13 protein-coding genes are annotated in these 18,110 nt (G+C 54.5%); 4 read left to right on the top strand and 9 right to left on the bottom strand.

What is annotated here, in order from left to right; translation table 11 throughout:
• Nucleotides 1-72 precede the first annotated feature (72 nt).
• From Pla52nx_RS12365 to Pla52nx_RS12330, 8 genes are all read right to left on the bottom strand, one after another.
• Nucleotides 73-5,418, bottom strand: a complete 5,346-nt coding sequence (locus Pla52nx_RS12365; RefSeq protein ID WP_146518537.1) for a serine/threonine-protein kinase — start codon at nucleotides 5,416-5,418, stop codon at nucleotides 73-75.
• Entirely contained in the window at nucleotides 5,411-6,070 is a 660-nt protein-coding gene (locus Pla52nx_RS12360; RefSeq protein ID WP_146518538.1) for a sigma-70 family RNA polymerase sigma factor, read from the bottom strand. Before Pla52nx_RS12360 ends, Pla52nx_RS12365 begins: the two co-directional genes overlap by 8 nt.
• A 207-nt stretch (nucleotides 6,071-6,277) precedes the next feature.
• Nucleotides 6,278-7,261: an acyl-CoA desaturase gene (locus Pla52nx_RS12355; protein WP_146518539.1), complete on the bottom strand. Its 984-nt coding sequence runs from the start codon at nucleotides 7,259-7,261 to the stop codon at nucleotides 6,278-6,280.
• A gap of 106 nt (nucleotides 7,262-7,367) precedes the next feature.
• Nucleotides 7,368-8,705 carry a DUF1501 domain-containing protein gene (locus Pla52nx_RS12350; protein WP_231741727.1) on the bottom strand — a complete coding sequence of 446 codons (1,338 nt, stop codon included), beginning with the start codon at nucleotides 8,703-8,705 and terminating at the stop codon, nucleotides 7,368-7,370.
• A 20-nt stretch (nucleotides 8,706-8,725) separates the two neighbouring features.
• Entirely contained in the window at nucleotides 8,726-10,978 is a 2,253-nt protein-coding gene (locus Pla52nx_RS12345) for a PSD1 and planctomycete cytochrome C domain-containing protein (protein ID WP_146518541.1), read from the bottom strand.
• Nucleotides 10,979-11,164: 186 nt separating this feature from the next.
• On the bottom strand, nucleotides 11,165-11,476 hold the full coding sequence (locus Pla52nx_RS12340; protein WP_146518542.1) for a cupin domain-containing protein: 312 nt from the start codon (nucleotides 11,474-11,476) through the stop codon (nucleotides 11,165-11,167).
• 253 nt (nucleotides 11,477-11,729) lie between these two features.
• On the bottom strand, nucleotides 11,730-12,266 hold the full coding sequence (locus Pla52nx_RS12335; RefSeq protein ID WP_146518543.1) for an MgtC/SapB family protein: 537 nt from the start codon (nucleotides 12,264-12,266) through the stop codon (nucleotides 11,730-11,732).
• A gap of 27 nt (nucleotides 12,267-12,293) precedes the next feature.
• Nucleotides 12,294-12,836, bottom strand: coding sequence for a DUF421 domain-containing protein (locus Pla52nx_RS12330; protein ID WP_146518544.1), 543 nt, complete (start codon nucleotides 12,834-12,836; stop codon nucleotides 12,294-12,296).
• Nucleotides 12,837-13,475: 639 nt separating this feature from the next.
• Between Pla52nx_RS12330 and Pla52nx_RS12325 the strand changes: the two genes are divergently transcribed.
• Together Pla52nx_RS12325 and Pla52nx_RS12320 are read left to right on the top strand one after the other, a co-directional pair.
• Nucleotides 13,476-13,643, top strand: a complete 168-nt coding sequence (locus Pla52nx_RS12325; RefSeq protein WP_146518545.1) for a DUF1328 domain-containing protein — start codon at nucleotides 13,476-13,478, stop codon at nucleotides 13,641-13,643.
• 82 nt (nucleotides 13,644-13,725) lie between these two features.
• Nucleotides 13,726-14,310, top strand: coding sequence for a DUF1990 family protein (locus tag Pla52nx_RS12320; protein WP_146518546.1), 585 nt, complete (start codon nucleotides 13,726-13,728; stop codon nucleotides 14,308-14,310).
• Between the two features lie 255 nt (nucleotides 14,311-14,565).
• Here the strand turns inward: Pla52nx_RS12320 and Pla52nx_RS12315 are convergent, their stop codons facing one another.
• Complete coding sequence (locus Pla52nx_RS12315) at nucleotides 14,566-15,402, bottom strand: DUF4142 domain-containing protein (protein WP_146518547.1); 837 nt, start codon at nucleotides 15,400-15,402, stop codon at nucleotides 14,566-14,568.
• Nucleotides 15,403-16,104: 702 nt separating this feature from the next.
• Here Pla52nx_RS12315 and Pla52nx_RS12310 point away from each other — a divergent pair.
• Both Pla52nx_RS12310 and Pla52nx_RS12305 read left to right on the top strand, forming a co-directional pair.
• Nucleotides 16,105-16,671: a PRC-barrel domain-containing protein gene (locus Pla52nx_RS12310; protein ID WP_146518548.1), complete on the top strand. Its 567-nt coding sequence runs from the start codon at nucleotides 16,105-16,107 to the stop codon at nucleotides 16,669-16,671.
• 4 nt (nucleotides 16,672-16,675) lie between these two features.
• Nucleotides 16,676-17,920: an AI-2E family transporter gene (locus Pla52nx_RS12305; RefSeq protein WP_146518549.1), complete on the top strand. Its 1,245-nt coding sequence runs from the start codon at nucleotides 16,676-16,678 to the stop codon at nucleotides 17,918-17,920.
• The last annotated feature ends 190 nt before the right edge of the window (nucleotides 17,921-18,110 follow it).

Here is an 18,110-nt window from a genome sequence, read left to right as displayed (position 1 = left end):
ACGAGTGTCCGCCCCTGTCTGACCCATAGCCGAAAGCGAAATTGGGCCACCGAAGACGGCGCCACGAGCACACTACGGCCGAAGCCCCAACAGTTTTTCGGCTGCTTCACGCCTCAGGATTTCCGGAATCAAGTCGTCATGACGCGGGCTCGACGGCAGGGGAACGGGGCCGTCATAGGCGTCTGTGCCCAACGTTCGCAGTTCGCCAGGAATCATCGCTTCGACAATCGATAGCGTCTTACGAGCTTTCTCGGTTTCCCCAAGCTCATGTTCCGCCATCGCACGAACGACCAGCGCGACTTTAGCGGCGTCGCCCGTCATTTCTCCCAGCTTTTCTGTCCATCCGATCGCTGCTTGGGCATCTCCGCTGCGATAGGAATGCAGGGCGCAGCAGGCGACATACATTTCCCAATAGTGGGTCTGATGATCCGGCGTATGATCGCGAACCAGATCGATTGGCAACGACGTGACTTCGACAGAATTCGGACGCAACAGACAGGTCTTGATCAATCCGTCCGCAACCGGTGGGGCATCTGTGCCCTGGAAACGTTCCACCATTTCTTGGCAAAGCTGCTGATAGCCCCTTTCATCCCCGGCCATGATGAGCGAGTCGGCGGCTAAAGTCCAAAGTGAATGACTGTGGGGACGAATCTCTTTCGCTCTGAGCAAATCGGATGCACTCAAATCCCACTTACCAAGACGCTTAAAAATGTCAGCTCGGGCGACATACGCTGGTGCTGAATCGGGCGATTGTTGGATTGCCGCCGATAACTTCGCCAAACGTTCTGTTGCCCACTGGCGCCCCAGCAGTTCGTTGAACTCAGCAGTGCTGACGTCGCTGGGTAGAGTCATTGCTCGTCGTGCCAGGGAATGAAAATGAGCAGGCAAGGTTTCTCGACCGAGCCACTCGATAAGCTGCTCGCTGACTTGAGAATGTGCCTCTTGCTGTCCGAGCTCTCGATAGGCAACCGCTTGCAGAATCATCCATGTTGCTTTGTCCTCAGGAGCAATCGTCTCCGCATCCTCACTCAATATCCGCTCGGCCTCGTCGCTGCGTCTGGAAACAAGCCAAGCTGCGGCAAGCGCACATCGTCCAACGAGCGATCGCTGTTCGGTCAACGTCCGAAGCTTTTGATGCAATATTGCCTGGTCGTCGTCTTCGGACGATTGATTTGCAGTGAACGCCGGTACGTAATGTTCGATGATCAACGATGCCAGTTCAGAGGCAAATGCGTTGTGCCGTGGGCTGGAGGGAGGTTGATCATCCGCAAAATTGTCGAGTTTCTGACTCAGCAGAGCAATCGCAAGCTCTCGATGCTTGGCAGCCGAGGCGTCGTCACCCCGGCGGCGAAGATCGGTTGCAAACGCACGATGCAATTGCGGAACGTCCGGACGAAGTTCGAGTACCTGTTCAATGGAACCATTTTGGACTGACTGTTCAGCAATGCGCTGAATCAACTGAAGGTCGTCTGATTGGTCCAGTAAGGCAACAATTTCCTGGATCGAGTCTTGAAGCCTGCGCTGCTTGTACGTTGCCCATTGGCTCATCCACTCGGAACGATCCAAGGTGCTCAGCTCGCCAAGCTGATTCTTTTGGTTTGAACTCAGCGACGCCGCGTTCACAATCGATTCGATCGATTCGGTCGGTTCACGAAAGGCGACGGATAAATCAATCAATGGGTACCGACCGTACGCGCTCGCGATCAATCGATCTCCCGCGATCTCGATCGACTCGGTTGAACCGATCGGCAAGGGATAATCGGCCGGAGGAGCCACCATTTTTCCCGTTCCAAGATCCCAGAAATAGACGGTCCCAAGTCGCACGGCGGCAACCGCATAGCGACCGTCGCGAACAACCTTGACATCCGTTACACCATCTGGATGCGACATTGGTCGTACCAATAACGTACCGGTCTGCCAGTCCCACAACCGAGCCATGCCATCCTCGTGGCCTGACAACAGTTGCCGACCATCGGGACTGAAGGCAAGACTCGTGATTCCAAAATGATCACCGGAATGTGGGATCGCCGGCCCAGCGGGTTGCCCCGTCGCCAAATCCCAAACGCGAACGACATTCTCGCCATTGACACCGGTCGCCATCCATCGGCTATCGGCGGAAATGTCGATCGCACGGCACGGACCGCCTTTGATGACGGGCACGATCGGTGAGAACCTTCGCCCGCCGGACTCCGAGTCTCGCACTTCGATAGCGTTATGCGGGGTCAGAGCAACGAGCGTTTTTCCATCAGGTGTGTACCGAACTCGGCACAAACGATTTGCATCGCCACTCCAGCTTTGGAGCGAAAACTGTTGCACCAACTCGCCGCTTTCGATATCGACAACGACGACATGTCCGTCATCACACAGGACCGCTACTTGATTTGCGTCGGGACGACTGGAAACGCTCACGGGCTTGGCCGGAAGCACATGCGATTCAAACAAACCCTTCCCCGTGGCGATGTCGTAACACGACAAGATACCCTGGTCATCCTTGACGCAGACCGCCGCGACACATTGATTGTCCGAACAAACACAGGAGTCGACCAAACCCCCGTCAAGATCGATCGTCTGACCCGCTTGCCCACCACTGGAAACGTCAGCAACTTTCAACTGTCTTACTCGGGAAACTGATAGCCGACCGAATGGATGGATCACACCCAAGGTTGCCAGACGGCCATCAGCACTGATTCGGGGGCGCCAAGGGCCGGACTCCCAAAGTTTCACCTGACCGATCACTAGCTTGTCTTCTGGCACCCTCCAGATCGTCACGTGCTGCTTGCCACCGACCGCGATCTGCTTGCCGTCCAAAGAAATCGCGCCGATTGTGAATCGCTCACGCTGCGGAAACAACCTTGGCTGGCGTCTATCCACCGGCAACGACCAAAGCCGAGCCGTTCCATCAATGCACGTCGTCAGCAGATTCTGACTTCCAACATCGAAATCTAGATCTCGGACATTGTTGCCATGTTCCAGGCGAAAGCTCTCACCGCGAATGTTCCAAAGCATCGCAGACAACTTGCCACCCGCCGCGATCCATTCTCCGTCCGGGCTAACAGCAAGACTCATGATGAAACCAGCAGGCTCTGTTTCCAATGCGGGTGTCACATCATTGCCAGTTGCCAGATCCCACCAAAGAATTCGATTTCCATCGATCGTTACCAGCTTTTGATCGTCATCGAAAAAGACAGGCTTGGCACGTCGTGAAATCTGCGCGGGTGCATGCCTAACGGGCCCCAACAGCGGTGACTCCCGTGTCAATGCTGATCCCACTGCAAAGAGCCTAGCTTGCTGACCTCGACAGGCGGTCGCCAATCGATTTCCCGACTGATTAAAAGTCAGAGCATACACTCGGTCAGGATGCTGCCATTGGTTGACGAGGGTTGGCTGATCGGCAACCTTCCATACTTGAACGGTTCTGTCGGCCGTTGCGATCAACGTTCCGTCGGGCGACCAAGTCATCGCCTCTACGTTTCCATGGGGCTGAAATTCAAAATCCAACTTCCCAGAAACGACGTCGCGAACCTGGACATTGCCGTCGCGAAATGCGATGGCAATTCGGCGACCATTGGGGGACCAACATGCATCCTGCACACTATCTAGTTCGTTGGTCCACGCCAAAAAGTCAACACTCCGCCAATCCCAAACTCGTAGCTGCTGGGGAGTCTGAATGAGTAATCGATGACCGTTTGGCTGATACTGCAACTGCATCAGTTCACGATTGCCCATGTCACAAGTGGCCAAGGGAGTCATCGTACGGCTGAGCCAGTTTTCGGCACGCTGACGATTAGCGGACTGGCGATGCGGATCATGCGGCGCCGACAAGGCGGCATTGGCAAACCACAGTGCCGCCTCTGCAAATTTCCCCTCGCGGCCGACCAAGAATCCACGTTGCGTGTGCATGTCTGCGAGCGTAGAGTCCGTCAAGCGTCTTGCGGAATCGGCCGTTTGGGCAAGCCGAAGATTCTCCTCGGCGCGGCTGTCGGCTTCGCCACGCGCCGTTGTCAATTCACTAACTGTGTCGTCCAACCGATTGCTAAGATTCAAAAAATACCCTGCCGAGATCGACGAGCCAACGGCCGTCAACGTCACGATCAGGGCAAGAGAAATTGCAAGTGTCGCCAACCCTCGGTTGTGTCGACTCCAGCGAAAAAAACGTTCGGGCAACAAGACACGTCGTGCCTTGATCGGCTCATCGTTGACAAATCGCGTCAGATCATCCGCCAGTTCTTCCGCTGTCTGATAGCGATGATCTGGATCTCGTTCAATCGCCTTGTGAACAATCGTTTGCAAGTCCGCTGGCACGTCGGAACGTAACTTGCGGATCGGTTCGATGCGACAATTCACGACGCTATCGATCAATGTGTTTCGATTCACTTGATCAAATGCCGGACTCAACACCAATAGTTCGTAGAGCGTTAATCCCAAACTGAAAACTTCGCTGCGCGCGTCCGTGGATCCTTTGAACGATTCAGGGGCCATGTATCGCAGCGTGCCAAGCACATCCCCCGTTTCGGTCAAACGACGATCATCTTCCAGACTTGCCAAGCCAAAGTCGGTGACCCAAACGGTGCCGTTTAAGTCTAGCAACAGGTTTGCCGGCTTGATGTCGCGGTGAAGGACTCCCTGCTTATGCGCGTAGTCAAGCGCTTTGCCAACTTGGATTCCGATTCTCGAAACATTCTCCCAATAGGTCGCATTCTTCTTGCGACGCCGCGAATCCCCACGCTCTGCTGCAATAGCAATCGACGGCTTCGATAGCGAGCGACTGTCCTTGGCTTGGGCTGTGTAGGAATGCGAGCCCGACGAGCCATGTAGTTGAAATGCCGCATTTGAAATTGCGATGTTATTCTCCCGCGATGACCGAGTCCCGAACGTCGATCCCAACGACATCTCCTTCAGTTCCTTCAACACGTCATCCAACCCGTGCCCATCAATGAGTTGCATCACGTAGTACCCCAAGCCGTTTTCCTCTCCGACTCCAAAGACAGGGACGATGTTCGTATGGTGCAAACTCGCCGCCGCTTTGGACTCTCGCTGGAAACGCGATCGATGCTTGGAATCATTGAGAATGCTCGTTGGCAACACCTTCAATGCCACCCGGCGGCCCAACGACACCTGTTCGGCCTCGTAAACAATCCCCATCCCTCCACGTCCGATCTCGCGGATGATTCGGTAGTCGCCCAACTGCTCAATCTCGGGCGTCACAAATGGCCGTGCCCTGGTGGACTCGGTCCAAGTGTTCGCAGAGCGTGCTTCCTCCATATCCACGAGCAGCGGAAATAGCTCACGGATTTCGGCTGCAAAATCGGGGTGCCGATCGACATATTCCTGCAAAGATGGCCGCTCGCCTCTTCGAAAACGTTCGACAAACTCGTCGGCCAATACTTCGATCGGATTGCGTTGCTCAGAATCATCCATGGGGCGCCCGCGTCAACGTATCGTCGGTGTTGCCTTGAGCCATGCTGAGAATCTGCTTCATCCGCTGCAGCGCCCGAATGTATCGGTTACTGGCCGCGGCATGCGATATTTTAAGCGTCTTTGCAGTTTCCGCATTCGTGAGAAACTCAAAGTGACGCAACGTCAACACTTCGCGATCGATCGGATCCATTGCATCAAGTGCTTCCTGAATTCGCCGGCGAGTTTCGGCTTGTATCGCAGCGTCACTGGGGGAGTTTGCGTATCCGAGCAACTGGGCCGCCAACGCGATCGATGTCGCCCCTGGGATGCCAATTCCACCATTCGCAATCTCGCGATCGACCGTTCGCATTTGAACTCCGATATGATGACGCCGCAAATCGAGCAGCTTCTGACCGACGATCAGCCGCAGCCACAAGAAAAAGGGCATTTCCTCTTTCTCAGAAAACCCGGGCAAGCGCGTCCTTGCTTCGATCCAAGCCTCTTGTAGAACATCCGAGGGATCCACTCGCCCCTTCAAGCGGGAGTCGAGTCGGAACTGCACCATCTGTCGCAATCGTTTCCGGTGCATCTCGAATAGCGCAGCCATTGCCACCTCGTCACCCATTTTTGCGAGACGGAGCAGTTCTTCGAAACTGGTGATATCAGCATCCATATCAGAACTTACCCGATCTGAGACGCTGAGCGTACACCGACGAATTGAGCAATTTTTTCCCCTATCACCTTCCCCTGCTGCGCTGGGGAGGTGACAGAAACGTGCGGAGCACCGAGGTTCCACAACTCCAATCCTTGGACAGTCCAGGGCTAGGCTGTCAATAAGACGCTTGATGGATACAAGTGTTCACCACGGCAGCAACGACTCTCAAATGTGTGAAGCGAGGCGTTTCTTGGCGAGAATCTCCAGGGCTCGCTGCGGGATGGGGGCGATCGACCATGCCAAGCCGGTGAACTTCAGCAGACGTATCATTTGATACGTCGTGTCGAATTCCCACCATCGGTGGCCATAGTTGGCGGCTTTTTGGTACGCGTGATGATTGTTGTGCCAGCCTTCGCCAAACGTGATCACCGCAACCCACCAGAGATTCTTGCTGTCGTCACCGTTGTCGTACGTCTTGTAGCCCCATACGTGCGTGACCGAGTTGATGCACCAGGTGGCATGCAGCACAATCACCATGCGGACGAATACGCCCCACACGACCAGTGAAGCTGCCATTGCCGGACCGTCAATCGCGTAGCCGACCCCGGCCAACACCAGACCGATGACGATCTGCCAAAGCAAGAACGTCGTGTCGAGGAATCGAAGCACAGGATCTTTCAACAAATCGGGCACCCATCGCCTGTGCATCGCTCGACGATCCTCGCTGCCGATGCGTTGCATGCACCACAACATATGGCTCCACAAGAATCCTTCACGAGGCGAATGCGGGTCTCCTTCGTGATCACTCTTGGCATGATGGATCCGATGATTGGCACACCAATGAATCGCGGAACCTTCACCCGCCAATCCTCCGATCCACGCGATCAGCCATCGAACCGGCCGATATGTTTCAAAACTCTTGTGGCTGAGCAAACGGTGGTAACCAAGACAAATGCCGATACAACCGGTCAAGAAATACAGCGCCAACATGACGCCCAATCCGGTAAATGAAAACGTGAATGGAGCGGCAAGCGCCCCCAAGTGGACGATCCCGATCCAGGCGGCCGCGGCCCAATCGATGCCCGGGTGCTCGGCGAGACAATGATCCAACACTTGACCCTCCAACAGTTCGCCTTCGGGGTTGCCGATATCGGCCATTACATCTTCGTTATCGTCGGTCGCTGACTCGGGACTCAGTGTGGCGCTCATGAATTCATTCCTTTGAAAGGAGGGTAGCAGTTGATTGGAAGACCCAGGCTACGGATAGAAACCTAGGCGATGTGTTACTCAGGTGGTGTTACACAGGCGGCACGACTCAGGCAACGACGTCATGCAGCACATTGCCGGCCAACCCGGTGAGTCGAAAATCGCGGCCGTTGTAGAAATAGGTCAATCGTTCGTGATCAAAACCCAGTAGATGCAGGATGGTGGCGTGGAAGTCATGAATGTGGGCAGGTTGGTCCACAATTTCGATGCCGTACTCATCCGTTGCCCCGTAAGCCGACCCGCCACGAACTCCGCCCCCGGCCAGCCAACAGGTGAACGCGTTTTTGTAGTGCCCCCGCCCGTCCGTTTCCTCCGGCTTGCGATAGGGAGTACGACCGAACTCGGTGCAGCACACGATCAACGTTTCATCAAGCAACCCGCGCTGTTTCAGATCGGCAATCAAAGCCGCGATGGCTTGATCGACATTCTTGGCAAGCCCCTCATAGGACTTCATTTTTGAGTGGGCGTCCCAATTGTTGCGATCGACGAGTTCAACGAACCGAACTCCCCGTTCGCTCATCCGCCGCGCCATCAGACACTGCCACGCAAAACTCGACGTGTCCCCCGATTTGATTCCGTACCGATCCAACGTCGCCGTGTCTTCGTCGGCCACGCTAAAGACCTCGGGTGCGGTCCTCTGCAATCCAACGGCGGCATCAAAGGCGTGCATGCGAGCGGCCAGTCGTGAATCATCTGGTCGAGCGTCGGCATGGTGCTGATTGAGTCGTTTCAACAGTTCCAGCTCTTTGGCTTGACGTTGATGACCTGTTCCATCGGACGGATTCAGATCCGGGATCGGCTCATCGCCGGGACGAATTCGCGTTCCCTGATGATACGTCGGCAAAAAATTGGAGTCCCAAGATTGCGAACCTGCATACGGCAACTTGTCACAAAACACGACGTGAGAAGGCAGGTTGGGGTTTTCGGTTCCCATGCCATAGCTGACCCAGGCACCGATTCCCGGCAATGCCCCGACCATGGCACCGGAATGAATGCTAAGCGTGGCTTCAAAGTGGTCGGCTTTGTCACCGTACATCGATCGGATCAAACACAATTCATCGGCTTGATCGCGCAACCGAGGGAACAGATCCGAAACTTCCAGCCCCGACTGGCCTCCCGCAGCATGACCCCATTGGCTGGCTGCCAGGACCTTTCCTTTGTCGAACGTCTTGCCGTCGCAGGCTGTCAGTTCCGCTTTGGGATCAAAAGTGTCGATGTGCGAGACGCCGCCGGGCAGAAAAATCTGAATGACCCGTTTGGCTCTGGCTGGGAAGTGAGTCGGTTGCGGTGCTAAGGGGTTTGCCGCGGCATTTGACGCCGCGGAAAAGTACGCAGACAGCCCGGCGGCGCCAAAGATCCCTGTACGAATCGCATCACGTCGTTTCATGTTTTTCATCTCCAGAGACCTTAATCGATGTAAATGAATTCGTTGGACGCGAGCATCGTCCGCGCAACACTCGTCCATGCCGAGGTGCTTGCATCATCCGACGGGCGGCCTTCGGCGGCTAGTTCGCTGATGGTTGATTCAACGTATTGCGCCAACCAATTTTGTTCGGATTCATCGGGTAACCGTCCCAACGTCAAACGCCACAACAGACCGATTCTCGCTGGTGTGGTGTCCGCTGACTCAAGAACGCGTATGGCCAAGGAACTGGCCTGCGAGGCCATGAAGGGGCTATTCATCGCGAACAACGATTGCAGCGGAACCGTCGACTCACCCCGCGATGCCGTCGTGACATTGGCGTCTGCTCCGTCAAACATCGCCATCATCGGATGTTTGTTCAATCGTGGCGTCATCAAGTACACCGACCGTCGGGAATGATCAAAAATCTCGTTGAACGGCCGGCCCTGGTTGTACTGTAATTTCTCCGTCGGCTTGAAAGGATGACGACCGCCGTCGCCCAGTTCCAATTGGCCACTGGCTGCGAGGATCGAATCCCGCAAGGTCTCGGCATCCATGCGAACGCGAGGAAAATGCCACCAACACCGGTTCGCTTGATCCCGAGCAAGTCCAGACTCCGTCGTCTGACTCGACAACCGGAAGACATGCGATGTCAAAACCAAGCGATGGACATGTTTGATCGACCAACCGCTGTCGATGAGCTCACACGCCAGATAGTCAAGCAGTTCGTGATGCAGAGGCTGAGCGGTTTGAACACCAAAATTGCTGGCGTTCTCCACCAACCCTTGACCAAAGTATCCCTGCCAAATCCGATTGACCATCACGCGGGCAAACAGCGGATTGTCGGCCGATGCGATGCGGCGAGCCAATTGCAATCGACCGCTTGTGTCGTCGGGAATTTCGACATCATCGCCGCTAAGAAATCCCAGAAATGCTCGCGGCGCGACGTCGCCTTTTTGTGCCGGATCACCCGCGATGTGTATCCTGGAGTCCTGCGGATTCGGCTTATCACTGACCGCCCAAGCCACCGATGATTCGTATCGATCCGACCACGACATGGGAACGCTGATTGGCGGCATGTCGCTACGTTCTTTCTGATGTTCGGTTCCAGCGTGAGGATACTGTGTGTTGTCAAAATAGCCGTACAGTCCGTAGTAGTCTTGCGTCGTCACAGGGTCAAACTTGTGATGGTGACAACGGGCACAACCAAGACTCAGTCCCATCGTCGACTTGCCCACCGTGTCGATCGTGTCGTCGATGATCTGATGCATCGATGCGAATTTGGAATTGCCAAACCGTCGTGAAAGAGCAATGAACCCGGTCGCAATGGTCTGACGAAACGCTTCGGGTGATTCGGGATTTTGAGCGGCCAACAAGTCGCCCGCGATCTGCTCAATCACAAACTCGTCATACGGCTTGTCGGTGTCAAAAGCATCGATGACCCAATCGCGATAGTAGCGCGCTTCGGGAATCGGCGTGTCAGTACCGTCGCCCGATGTATCCGCATACCGAGCGACGTCCAACCAACGACGAGCTTGACGCTCGGCAAAACCGCGAGAGGCCAGCAAGCGATTGATTTCACGTCGTTCAAATGTACGGACCGCGTCTTGCCGCTCGGCAGACTGCATCGCATCGATTTGACTCAGCGAAGGTGGCAATCCGGTCGCGGCAAGCGTGACGCGACGCAACCAAGTGGCGTTGTCGGCATCCGTGACCGGTGACACTCCAGTCTCGGACATCTTTGCCAATATAAAACGATCGATCGGCGTCCAGCACCATGTATCGCCGTCCAACTGCGGAACCCTGGGACGCTGCAGCGATTGAAACGACCAATGCTGGCTGCCCGATTCGATGCCATCCTTCAGCAACAACGATGACTCCGGCCACACGCTGCCCGCTTCAATCCACTTCTTGAACACCGCGACTTCGTCAGACGTCAACCGTTCATCAGGCGGCATCATCGCATCTTCATCTGGCGTGATGATGCGTTCAAACAGCAGGCTCCACTCGGGATCCACGCCGTCGGTCAATCCGCCACTGGTTCCGCCTTTGATAAAACCGTCTCGCGTCGCGAGATTCAAATCACCTTCTGGCGTCATGCCACCGTGACACTCCACGCACTTGGCGATCAACAACGGACGCACATGCGACTCAAAGTACTCAGACGAGTCCTCTGCGATCACGCCCCGCTGGGACACAAACGCCATTGCGAAGACCAAAGTCATGACGCAAGCCAAGAAGCAACGGTGATGCGACATCGTTGACTCCGTTATCAAGGTGGGATTTTGAAGGCGGGAATGACAGTGTCATTGAAGAATGAATCTAGCCGCCGCAATTCTGCATGTCCAGGTTCACAATGCAGCAAACGGGCGTCCGCGACAAAAAGCCCCAGAGCTAGAGAGTCAGGGCCAAAGAGCCCCAGAACGCAACGCGACGAGCGACGACTACTTTGCCAGGGTGACGAGCACGATCGCGTCTTCGATGGCGGTCAACGAATGCAGTTCACCAGCGTCAAGGTGCAGCAACATGCCGGTCGTCATTCGATGTGTCTCATGCCTTGTGGTGAAGTCGATCGCGCCCGCGAGACAATCTACAGTGATTTCTTTGGGAGCTTTATGCTCAGGAATCGACTTTCCCGCAGGCAGAACCAAACGCATGAGTTTGAACGAGTCGTTCTGCAACAGTAACTGCGGCTTCGGCTCGACACCTGGTTCGATGTGCAACAGTTCGATGGGTTGATTTGATGGATGATCCATGGTTTTTCCGTTGTTGGCTGGGAGCGAGCGAATCGCAGTCGATGAAGTGCTCACGGGAAACAGCTTGACTCACCAAACTCCGATGGAGCTATACAGAGCCGGCTAAGCCTAACCTATTCTACACCTCTGTGTATAGGTCTAGGCATTAAAAAGAGTGCGACATGATGTCACGCGGTGATGGTGGGTCGCCATTTCTCGCTTGCTAGACTCTGTGTCCCATCCACCTTGCACCGACCTCACCATGCGTCGACTTTCATTCGATTGACTCTTCGTCATCGATCACTCCGTCGTCGACTCTGTCCTTGTTGGATTTGTCTTTATTGAAATTGCGATTGTTGAACTTGGCGACGCGTTGTTCGAGTAAACCGAGCAAGACGAGAACGATTGCTCCAAATACAGTCACGATGAACGCCAAGCCAACGCGATCGACGGCCGTTGCAACACCGATGCCGGCGGTGAGATAGATGGTTGCCGCTGTCGTAAGGCCTTCGACGTCTTCGCCTTTCTGATGAACGATCGTACCGGCACCCAAAAAGCTGATCCCGACCACAATTGCCTGCAGTATCCGAATCGGGTCTGCCTTCAACAGTGAATTCGATTCCTGTTGTTGAAACTGATTTACGATTTCCTGGCCCAAGATCATCATGAGCGCCGAACCGGCGCTTACAAAAATGTGCGTGCGAATCCCGGCTGGCTTGCCGGCAATCTCGCGTTCAAGCCCCAAGACCGCGCCACATGCTGCCGCGATCGCAATGGTTTGCAGATTTGCGATATCCACAGTATCAATCATCTTGGGCTCACTCGTGGTACCATCACGCTACGAAAATAGCCTTTCTGATCCGATCACGTCGTCAAAGATTGTTGGTTCCAGTGAAATCGAATCCGCAGAATGCAGCACAGACACGTCACCCGTCGTCTCAAACACGACTGCCTTGACTTGTTTGAAATTCATTGCATTCGCTTCACGCAATTTCCCGAACAGGTCTTGTTGAGTCATATTTGCTTTGCGGAGATTTTCATGGATGATTTCTGATCCAGCCATCAGCAACAGTGGCTGATTATCCATCGCCTTACTGACTTTGTCCGATCGCACTCGCAATGTTGCCAACAGCCATTGCCCGCCAAACATACACGCGATTGCAAACAGCCCCATGAACAGTGTCGGCGAAGGGCTCGAGATGGTTGCCCCGAAGAGTGACCCAACCGCAATGGTCATGGCAAAATCGGCTGCCGACATCTTTGAAAAACTGCGAAGCCCCACTGCTCGTGTGTAGAGCAGGATGGCGAGATACACGATGACTGAAGAGAACAAGATCATCGCGAGTTGGTTCAGTGACGCGGAAACCCATTTGTCGAACATCAGACATTGCCACATTAAACTTGTGAAGCCAGCCCAGGAATGTCATATCGGGGGAGCCGCATAACACGTCAGCCCAAATCCGGTATCGAGCGGGCCTGAAACCCATCCCAAAACTGGTCCGATGAGTGACCGTGCGAGCCAGGCTGAGCAGATGATGACATGACAATCTCCCAGACGCGGTTATAAATCGAATGCTGCGACAGTCGAGCAAACCATGTGCCGGCAGACGATTTCAACTCCTTGCTACACCGAGCTTGAATTGCATAGCAAGCTCGCGATCGCACAGGGGTGGCACGCACAGGGGTGGCACGCACAGAGGTGGCACGCACAGAGGTGGCACGCGCAGGGGTGGTCGTGTCGGGACTGGTCCGGACACCGCTGGTCTCGGAATCGATTGCGAAGGAACAGCTGGAGCAATTTGCTGTCGGTTTGAGATGGTCACGCCGGCACGTGGAGACCTCTGATTGCTACGCGAACAGTTTGATTCGCAAACGCGCAATCACAGTGGTGTTTTCAACCTTTTCGTTGCGGTATTGCAGGTTCATTGGATTTGGCACGGCAATCGCACTTTCGTCACTTTTATCGCCGGGCAATGGCGTGCGTTGCCGCGAAACAATCATTCAACCATTGGAGATTGCCATGTTAGGCTGGGCCATTACTTTTCTGATCGTCGCGTTGATCGCTGGTGTCCTTGGATTTGGCGTCGTAGCGGGAACCGCTGCCACGATCGCAAAGATCCTGTTCTTTGTTTTCTTGGTGTTGTTCATCCTCGGACTGCTGATGGGCCGACGCGGTCCGGTTGTCTGAGTCAGCACGAGATCGGCGAGTCGTTGTCGCCATTTGACAACTTTGCCAGATGTCCACTGCATAGAACGACAGGAAACCGATATTGTTTACGTTGACTCAGCCCAATGACAAGACGATTGCTGCGTTTCTTGCCCAGCAATCTCGTCAGGACTTGAACTATCCCGACACTTTTGCGTCATTAGGAAACCTACCTGCGAGTTACGATCATAATGTCGCAGAAGTTCATTTGGGCAACGGTGAAGCAATCTTTGCTGCTGCACTGACCGCGTTCCGACATTGGCGGCAATTCGATGTCGGTTGGGTCGAGGCATTGCCTCGCGAAACGCCGATCGAAATCGGTCAGAACATCGCGATTCGGGCGAGAGTTTTCCGACTATGGACACTCGCCGCGTGTCGCATCGTCGACGTGATGGACGAGTACGACTCGGACACTCGGCGGTTTGCATTTTCGATTGGCACTTTGCCGGCGCATCCCGAACAAGGCGAAGAGCGATTTGAGATCAATCAATCGTCTTGCGGTCGTGTTACATACCGAGTGACCGCATTCTTCCGTCCCAACAGCACTGCGGCTACCGTCGCTTGGCCCTATCTTCGCTATCGATTCAACCTATTTCGTCGACAATCCGCAGGGGTGATTCGGCGTGAGGTGATTCGTGCAGCTGCCTGATGCAACGACCTTCGTGTGCCTGTCATAACGTCGCTGCACGGCCGGCTGAATATGCCGAATGGGGCGTCGTTGCTCAACGTCGAGAAGAAATTGGGCGACATCCAAGTCGTCATGGTTGGAAAGGTCATGTTCGTCGACCAAACTCGGGCATGAACCGTAGGTCTGCAGCTCGCCAAAGAGATGGCGGGACAAAGACGCAACGCCGCAACCGGACAGGTTACGGCGCTGCAATATTCGAGGTTGACAGGACTTGTACTACGACCGGCTCTTTGATCGATCGTCTTCGAGCTTCTTGGCAAGTTGCTTGCACTTTTCAAGGTGCTGTTCAACCTTTTGGCTCGTTTCCTGAGCGAATGTTTGCAACTCCTCAGGCCCGACACTGGCAATTGCTTTCAACTCGGCAAGCATCATGGTGTGTGCCACGCACTGCTGTCCAAGAAACGCCATGTTGAAATCTTGGCCTTCATAGTTTCCGAGCATGTCCTTGGTCATTTTCAATGCGTTCTCGCACGCCTGTTCACCTACTCGCCACAGTTCATTCGGTACCCTCGCCGACTGTGCATCACCCGTCGCATCACCCGTTGGCCGGCTCGCAAACTGATCCGTTTTGTTTGGTCGTTTTTGATTGCCGACTCGGTTTTCTCCAGCGTCCTGATTTCGACCCAACTGATCTTGAGAGCTGCGTTTGTCGTTTTGACTGCCCCACTGCTGAAGCTTTTGATTGCATTGTTGATGATCTTGAATGATCATCTGCGCGAGCTGCTTCAACTCTTGGTTATCTGTTCGCTGCATCGCCATCTTTGCAAGTTCGATTTCCGCTTCATTGGTCTTTTGCAGCTTTTGAACGATGGCTTCTCTGACGGTCAGTCCATGTTGATTGGACTGTGAATCAACAGAGACACGACGCGCTTCATAGCGATCACCTTGATCGTTTTGCACGCCGGCTTGTTGCTCAGTTGGTCGAATCACTTCCGTTCCCGGTGGCGTCGGACTGATTGGTTGACCAGGCAACGGCTGCTGGGCCTGGACGCTTTGCAGTCCGCAAAATGCTGCAATTGCCAGAGAAGCGAACGTGAACGATAACTTTGACATCGGGGAGTCTCCTGAATCTCGATTTCGGGGATTGCGTCAGAACGGTTGTGACGCAAACGGTTTCAGCACCTGCCGCAATCGATGTTCCAAACCAAGCATGCAGAGGAAATGATTCTGTCATGCTTTTGAAAAGATTGAACGTGCGGTCAACAACTGAGCCGTAAGGCACCGAGCAGTCAAAACACTGGTCTTGATATGCAACGTCAATTCGCTAAGTCGAATGAAGGCTTTAGCCTTGGGCTATGTTGTTCAACGCCTTGGGACGTGCGGAAAACAAACGTCCTGTCTCTTTGCAAAAATCACGCGGAGCGATGATTGCTACGTGGATTTCGCGACACCTATTCTCCGCACGTCCCACGGCGTAGGGAGAAAGGTTGCGCATGCCAATCCCTGTACAGCCCCTGAACAGCCCCTGAACAGCACCTGTACAGCACCTGTACAGCACCTGTACAGCACCTGTACAGCACCAAATCTTTAACAGCCCAGGCGAACGCTACTGTGCTGATATCGAAACAACCAATGCGATCAAGCAGCGATCAGACCGCCGTTCTGTGAATGAGCAAGTAATGATCGTTCTACACGTCTTTGCCGAAAATGGGCTGCATCCTGTGTGATTGGTCCAGCCTATGCTGCAGAGAAGTGAAGCATAGGCCACATCACTGGATTGGCCGAACTCTTCACAGCAGCACTGGGAACAGAACCATGAAACGCACATCTCAATTTCTATCGGCACTCACCGCGATTGCGTGCCTCACGTCGACCACGGCAACCGCACAGGACACGACGAGGGAGCGTACACGCCCCAAAGTTGACGCCGGGAAACTGGACGCCAAGACTCAGGGCGCAAACATCCGAGTGAGTCAGTTGATGGGCTACAACATTCAGAACTCGCAGGGAGAAAGTGTCGGCGAGATCAAAGACGTCGTGATCAACAGCCGAACCGGGAAAGTGGAGTACGCTGCGGTTACCTACGGCGGATTCTTGGGCGTTGGAAACAAGCTGTTCGCTGTTCCCTTTGCAGCTTTCAAAGTCCAAGTTGACCCGGACGAAGCTGGCGACGACGACGTTGATTCCGACGACTATGTCCTGGTGCTCAATGTCACCCAGCAGCAACTCGAAGGCCAGCAAGGCTTCGATGAAGACAACTGGCCCAACATGGCAGACCGTCAATGGGCCGCTGATCTGGACAAGCGATACGGCGTCAAACGAAACATGGATGCTAAAGATCGCTTGATGAAAAACAACCGTGAACGAAACCTGAATCAGTAGTCAGATGACCGACACGGAACCAAACGACGAAACGGGCAGCGATGGTTCCAGACCTGCTGGGGTCATCGCGGTTCGCGTCTGTGCGGTCATGCTCACTCTGTATGCCCTGTACTACGCCCGGAACATGGTGGTGCCCGTCGTCACTTCACTGGTTCTGTACATGGTGCTGCGACCGGTGGTTCGCCAAGCCAAGCGTTTTGGAATTCATCCGGCCATCGGCTCCGGTGGAATCATTCTCTGCGTGTTGATCATTTTGGGAGTTGCAGGCTATCTGGTCGCCGAGCCGGCACAGCAAATGATCGCGGACGCTCCCAGAAATGTTTCCGTTGTCAAAGAGAAACTCTCGTTTTTGACGGACAAACTCAAAGCGGTTGATGAAGCAAAAGAAGAACTATCCGACTCATCGGACGGAGGGGACGACTCTACATCTGCCACCAATGCAGAGGAACCTGTGCCGGTTGAAATTGAGCAACCTGAATGGACGGGAAACTTTGTCTATCTCAGTGGCACGGGCAACGCCGTCTCCTTCGTCTCGATATGTCTTGCACTGCTTTATTTCTTGCTGGCGACCGGTGACGATCTGTTACGCAGCATCATGCATGCGTTGCCCGGTTTCACCGCCCGACGCCGATTGATCGAGGTCATTGCGAACGTTCAAGAAGGGCTTGGGAACTACCTCGCAAAGATCACCGCGATCAATGCCTGCCTCGGAGTTTCCGTTGGACTGGCAATGTGGTTGCTCGGAATGCCGTCACCCATTCTGTGGGGAGCCATGGCATTCGCGTTCAATTTCATCCCAATCGTCGGTGCTATCTGCGGTGCAATGATCATCTTTGTCGTCGCACTGGTCAACTTTGGACAACCGTACTATGCATTCATCGTCACCGGAACTTTCTTGACTCTCACTTCGCTGGAAGGCCAGTTCATCACGCCATCCATTCTAGGTCGCTCGATGAGCATGAGCCCCGTGGTGGTATTCCTTTCGATCGTCTTGTGGGGCTGGATGTGGGGATTCATGGGCGTGTTCTTATCCGTCCCGATCCTGATCGCCGCTAGAATGGCTTGTGAAGGCTACGAAGGATTGCAACCACTGGCGTATGTTCTGGGCGCAGAAGTCCCCAACGTGGAGGATCCCGACACTGATGAGCCGATCGCTGATGAGTCCATCGATTCCCATCACCGCCACGACATCATCGCTTCGCCACACTTGGATTCTGCCAAAGGCAACGAAGCAACTTGTCCAACCTGAATTTGGTCGTCGAGATCTCCCGCCGTCTCCAAAACGGCTTCTCTATTGCTGCGATCGTGAATCGACCTTGATTGGAAACGATGTCAATACCAGCACGAAGCGCAAGCGAGTGTATAAAACGCCGGGAATCACTCGCTTGCGCGTCGTCCTGGTATTAAAGAATCACTCGCTTGCGCGTCGTGCTGGTATG

This window comes from Stieleria varia (genome assembly GCF_038443385.1).
Taxonomy (GTDB): domain Bacteria; phylum Planctomycetota; class Planctomycetia; order Pirellulales; family Pirellulaceae; genus Stieleria; species Stieleria varia.
Note: the sequence above shows the minus strand (reverse complement) of the source record. Positions and strands in the feature narration are given on the sequence as shown.

Coding starts and splice junctions, on each gene's coding strand:
- Pla52nx_RS12365 (WP_146518537.1), bottom strand. CDS start 5,418: ATGGATGATTCTGAGCAACGCAATCCGATCGAAGTATTGGCCGACGAG.
- Pla52nx_RS12360 (WP_146518538.1), bottom strand. CDS start 6,070: ATGGATGCTGATATCACCAGTTTCGAAGAACTGCTCCGTCTCGCAAAA.
- Pla52nx_RS12355 (WP_146518539.1), bottom strand. CDS start 7,261: ATGAGCGCCACACTGAGTCCCGAGTCAGCGACCGACGATAACGAAGAT.
- Pla52nx_RS12350 (WP_231741727.1), bottom strand. CDS start 8,705: ATGAAACGACGTGATGCGATTCGTACAGGGATCTTTGGCGCCGCCGGG.
- Pla52nx_RS12345 (WP_146518541.1), bottom strand. CDS start 10,978: ATGTCGCATCACCGTTGCTTCTTGGCTTGCGTCATGACTTTGGTCTTC.
- Pla52nx_RS12340 (WP_146518542.1), bottom strand. CDS start 11,476: ATGGATCATCCATCAAATCAACCCATCGAACTGTTGCACATCGAACCA.
- Pla52nx_RS12335 (WP_146518543.1), bottom strand. CDS start 12,266: ATGATTGATACTGTGGATATCGCAAATCTGCAAACCATTGCGATCGCG.
- Pla52nx_RS12330 (WP_146518544.1), bottom strand. CDS start 12,836: ATGTTCGACAAATGGGTTTCCGCGTCACTGAACCAACTCGCGATGATC.
- Pla52nx_RS12325 (WP_146518545.1), top strand. CDS start 13,476: ATGTTAGGCTGGGCCATTACTTTTCTGATCGTCGCGTTGATCGCTGGT.
- Pla52nx_RS12315 (WP_146518547.1), bottom strand. CDS start 15,402: ATGTCAAAGTTATCGTTCACGTTCGCTTCTCTGGCAATTGCAGCATTT.
- Pla52nx_RS12310 (WP_146518548.1), top strand. CDS start 16,105: ATGAAACGCACATCTCAATTTCTATCGGCACTCACCGCGATTGCGTGC.
- Pla52nx_RS12305 (WP_146518549.1), top strand. CDS start 16,676: ATGACCGACACGGAACCAAACGACGAAACGGGCAGCGATGGTTCCAGA.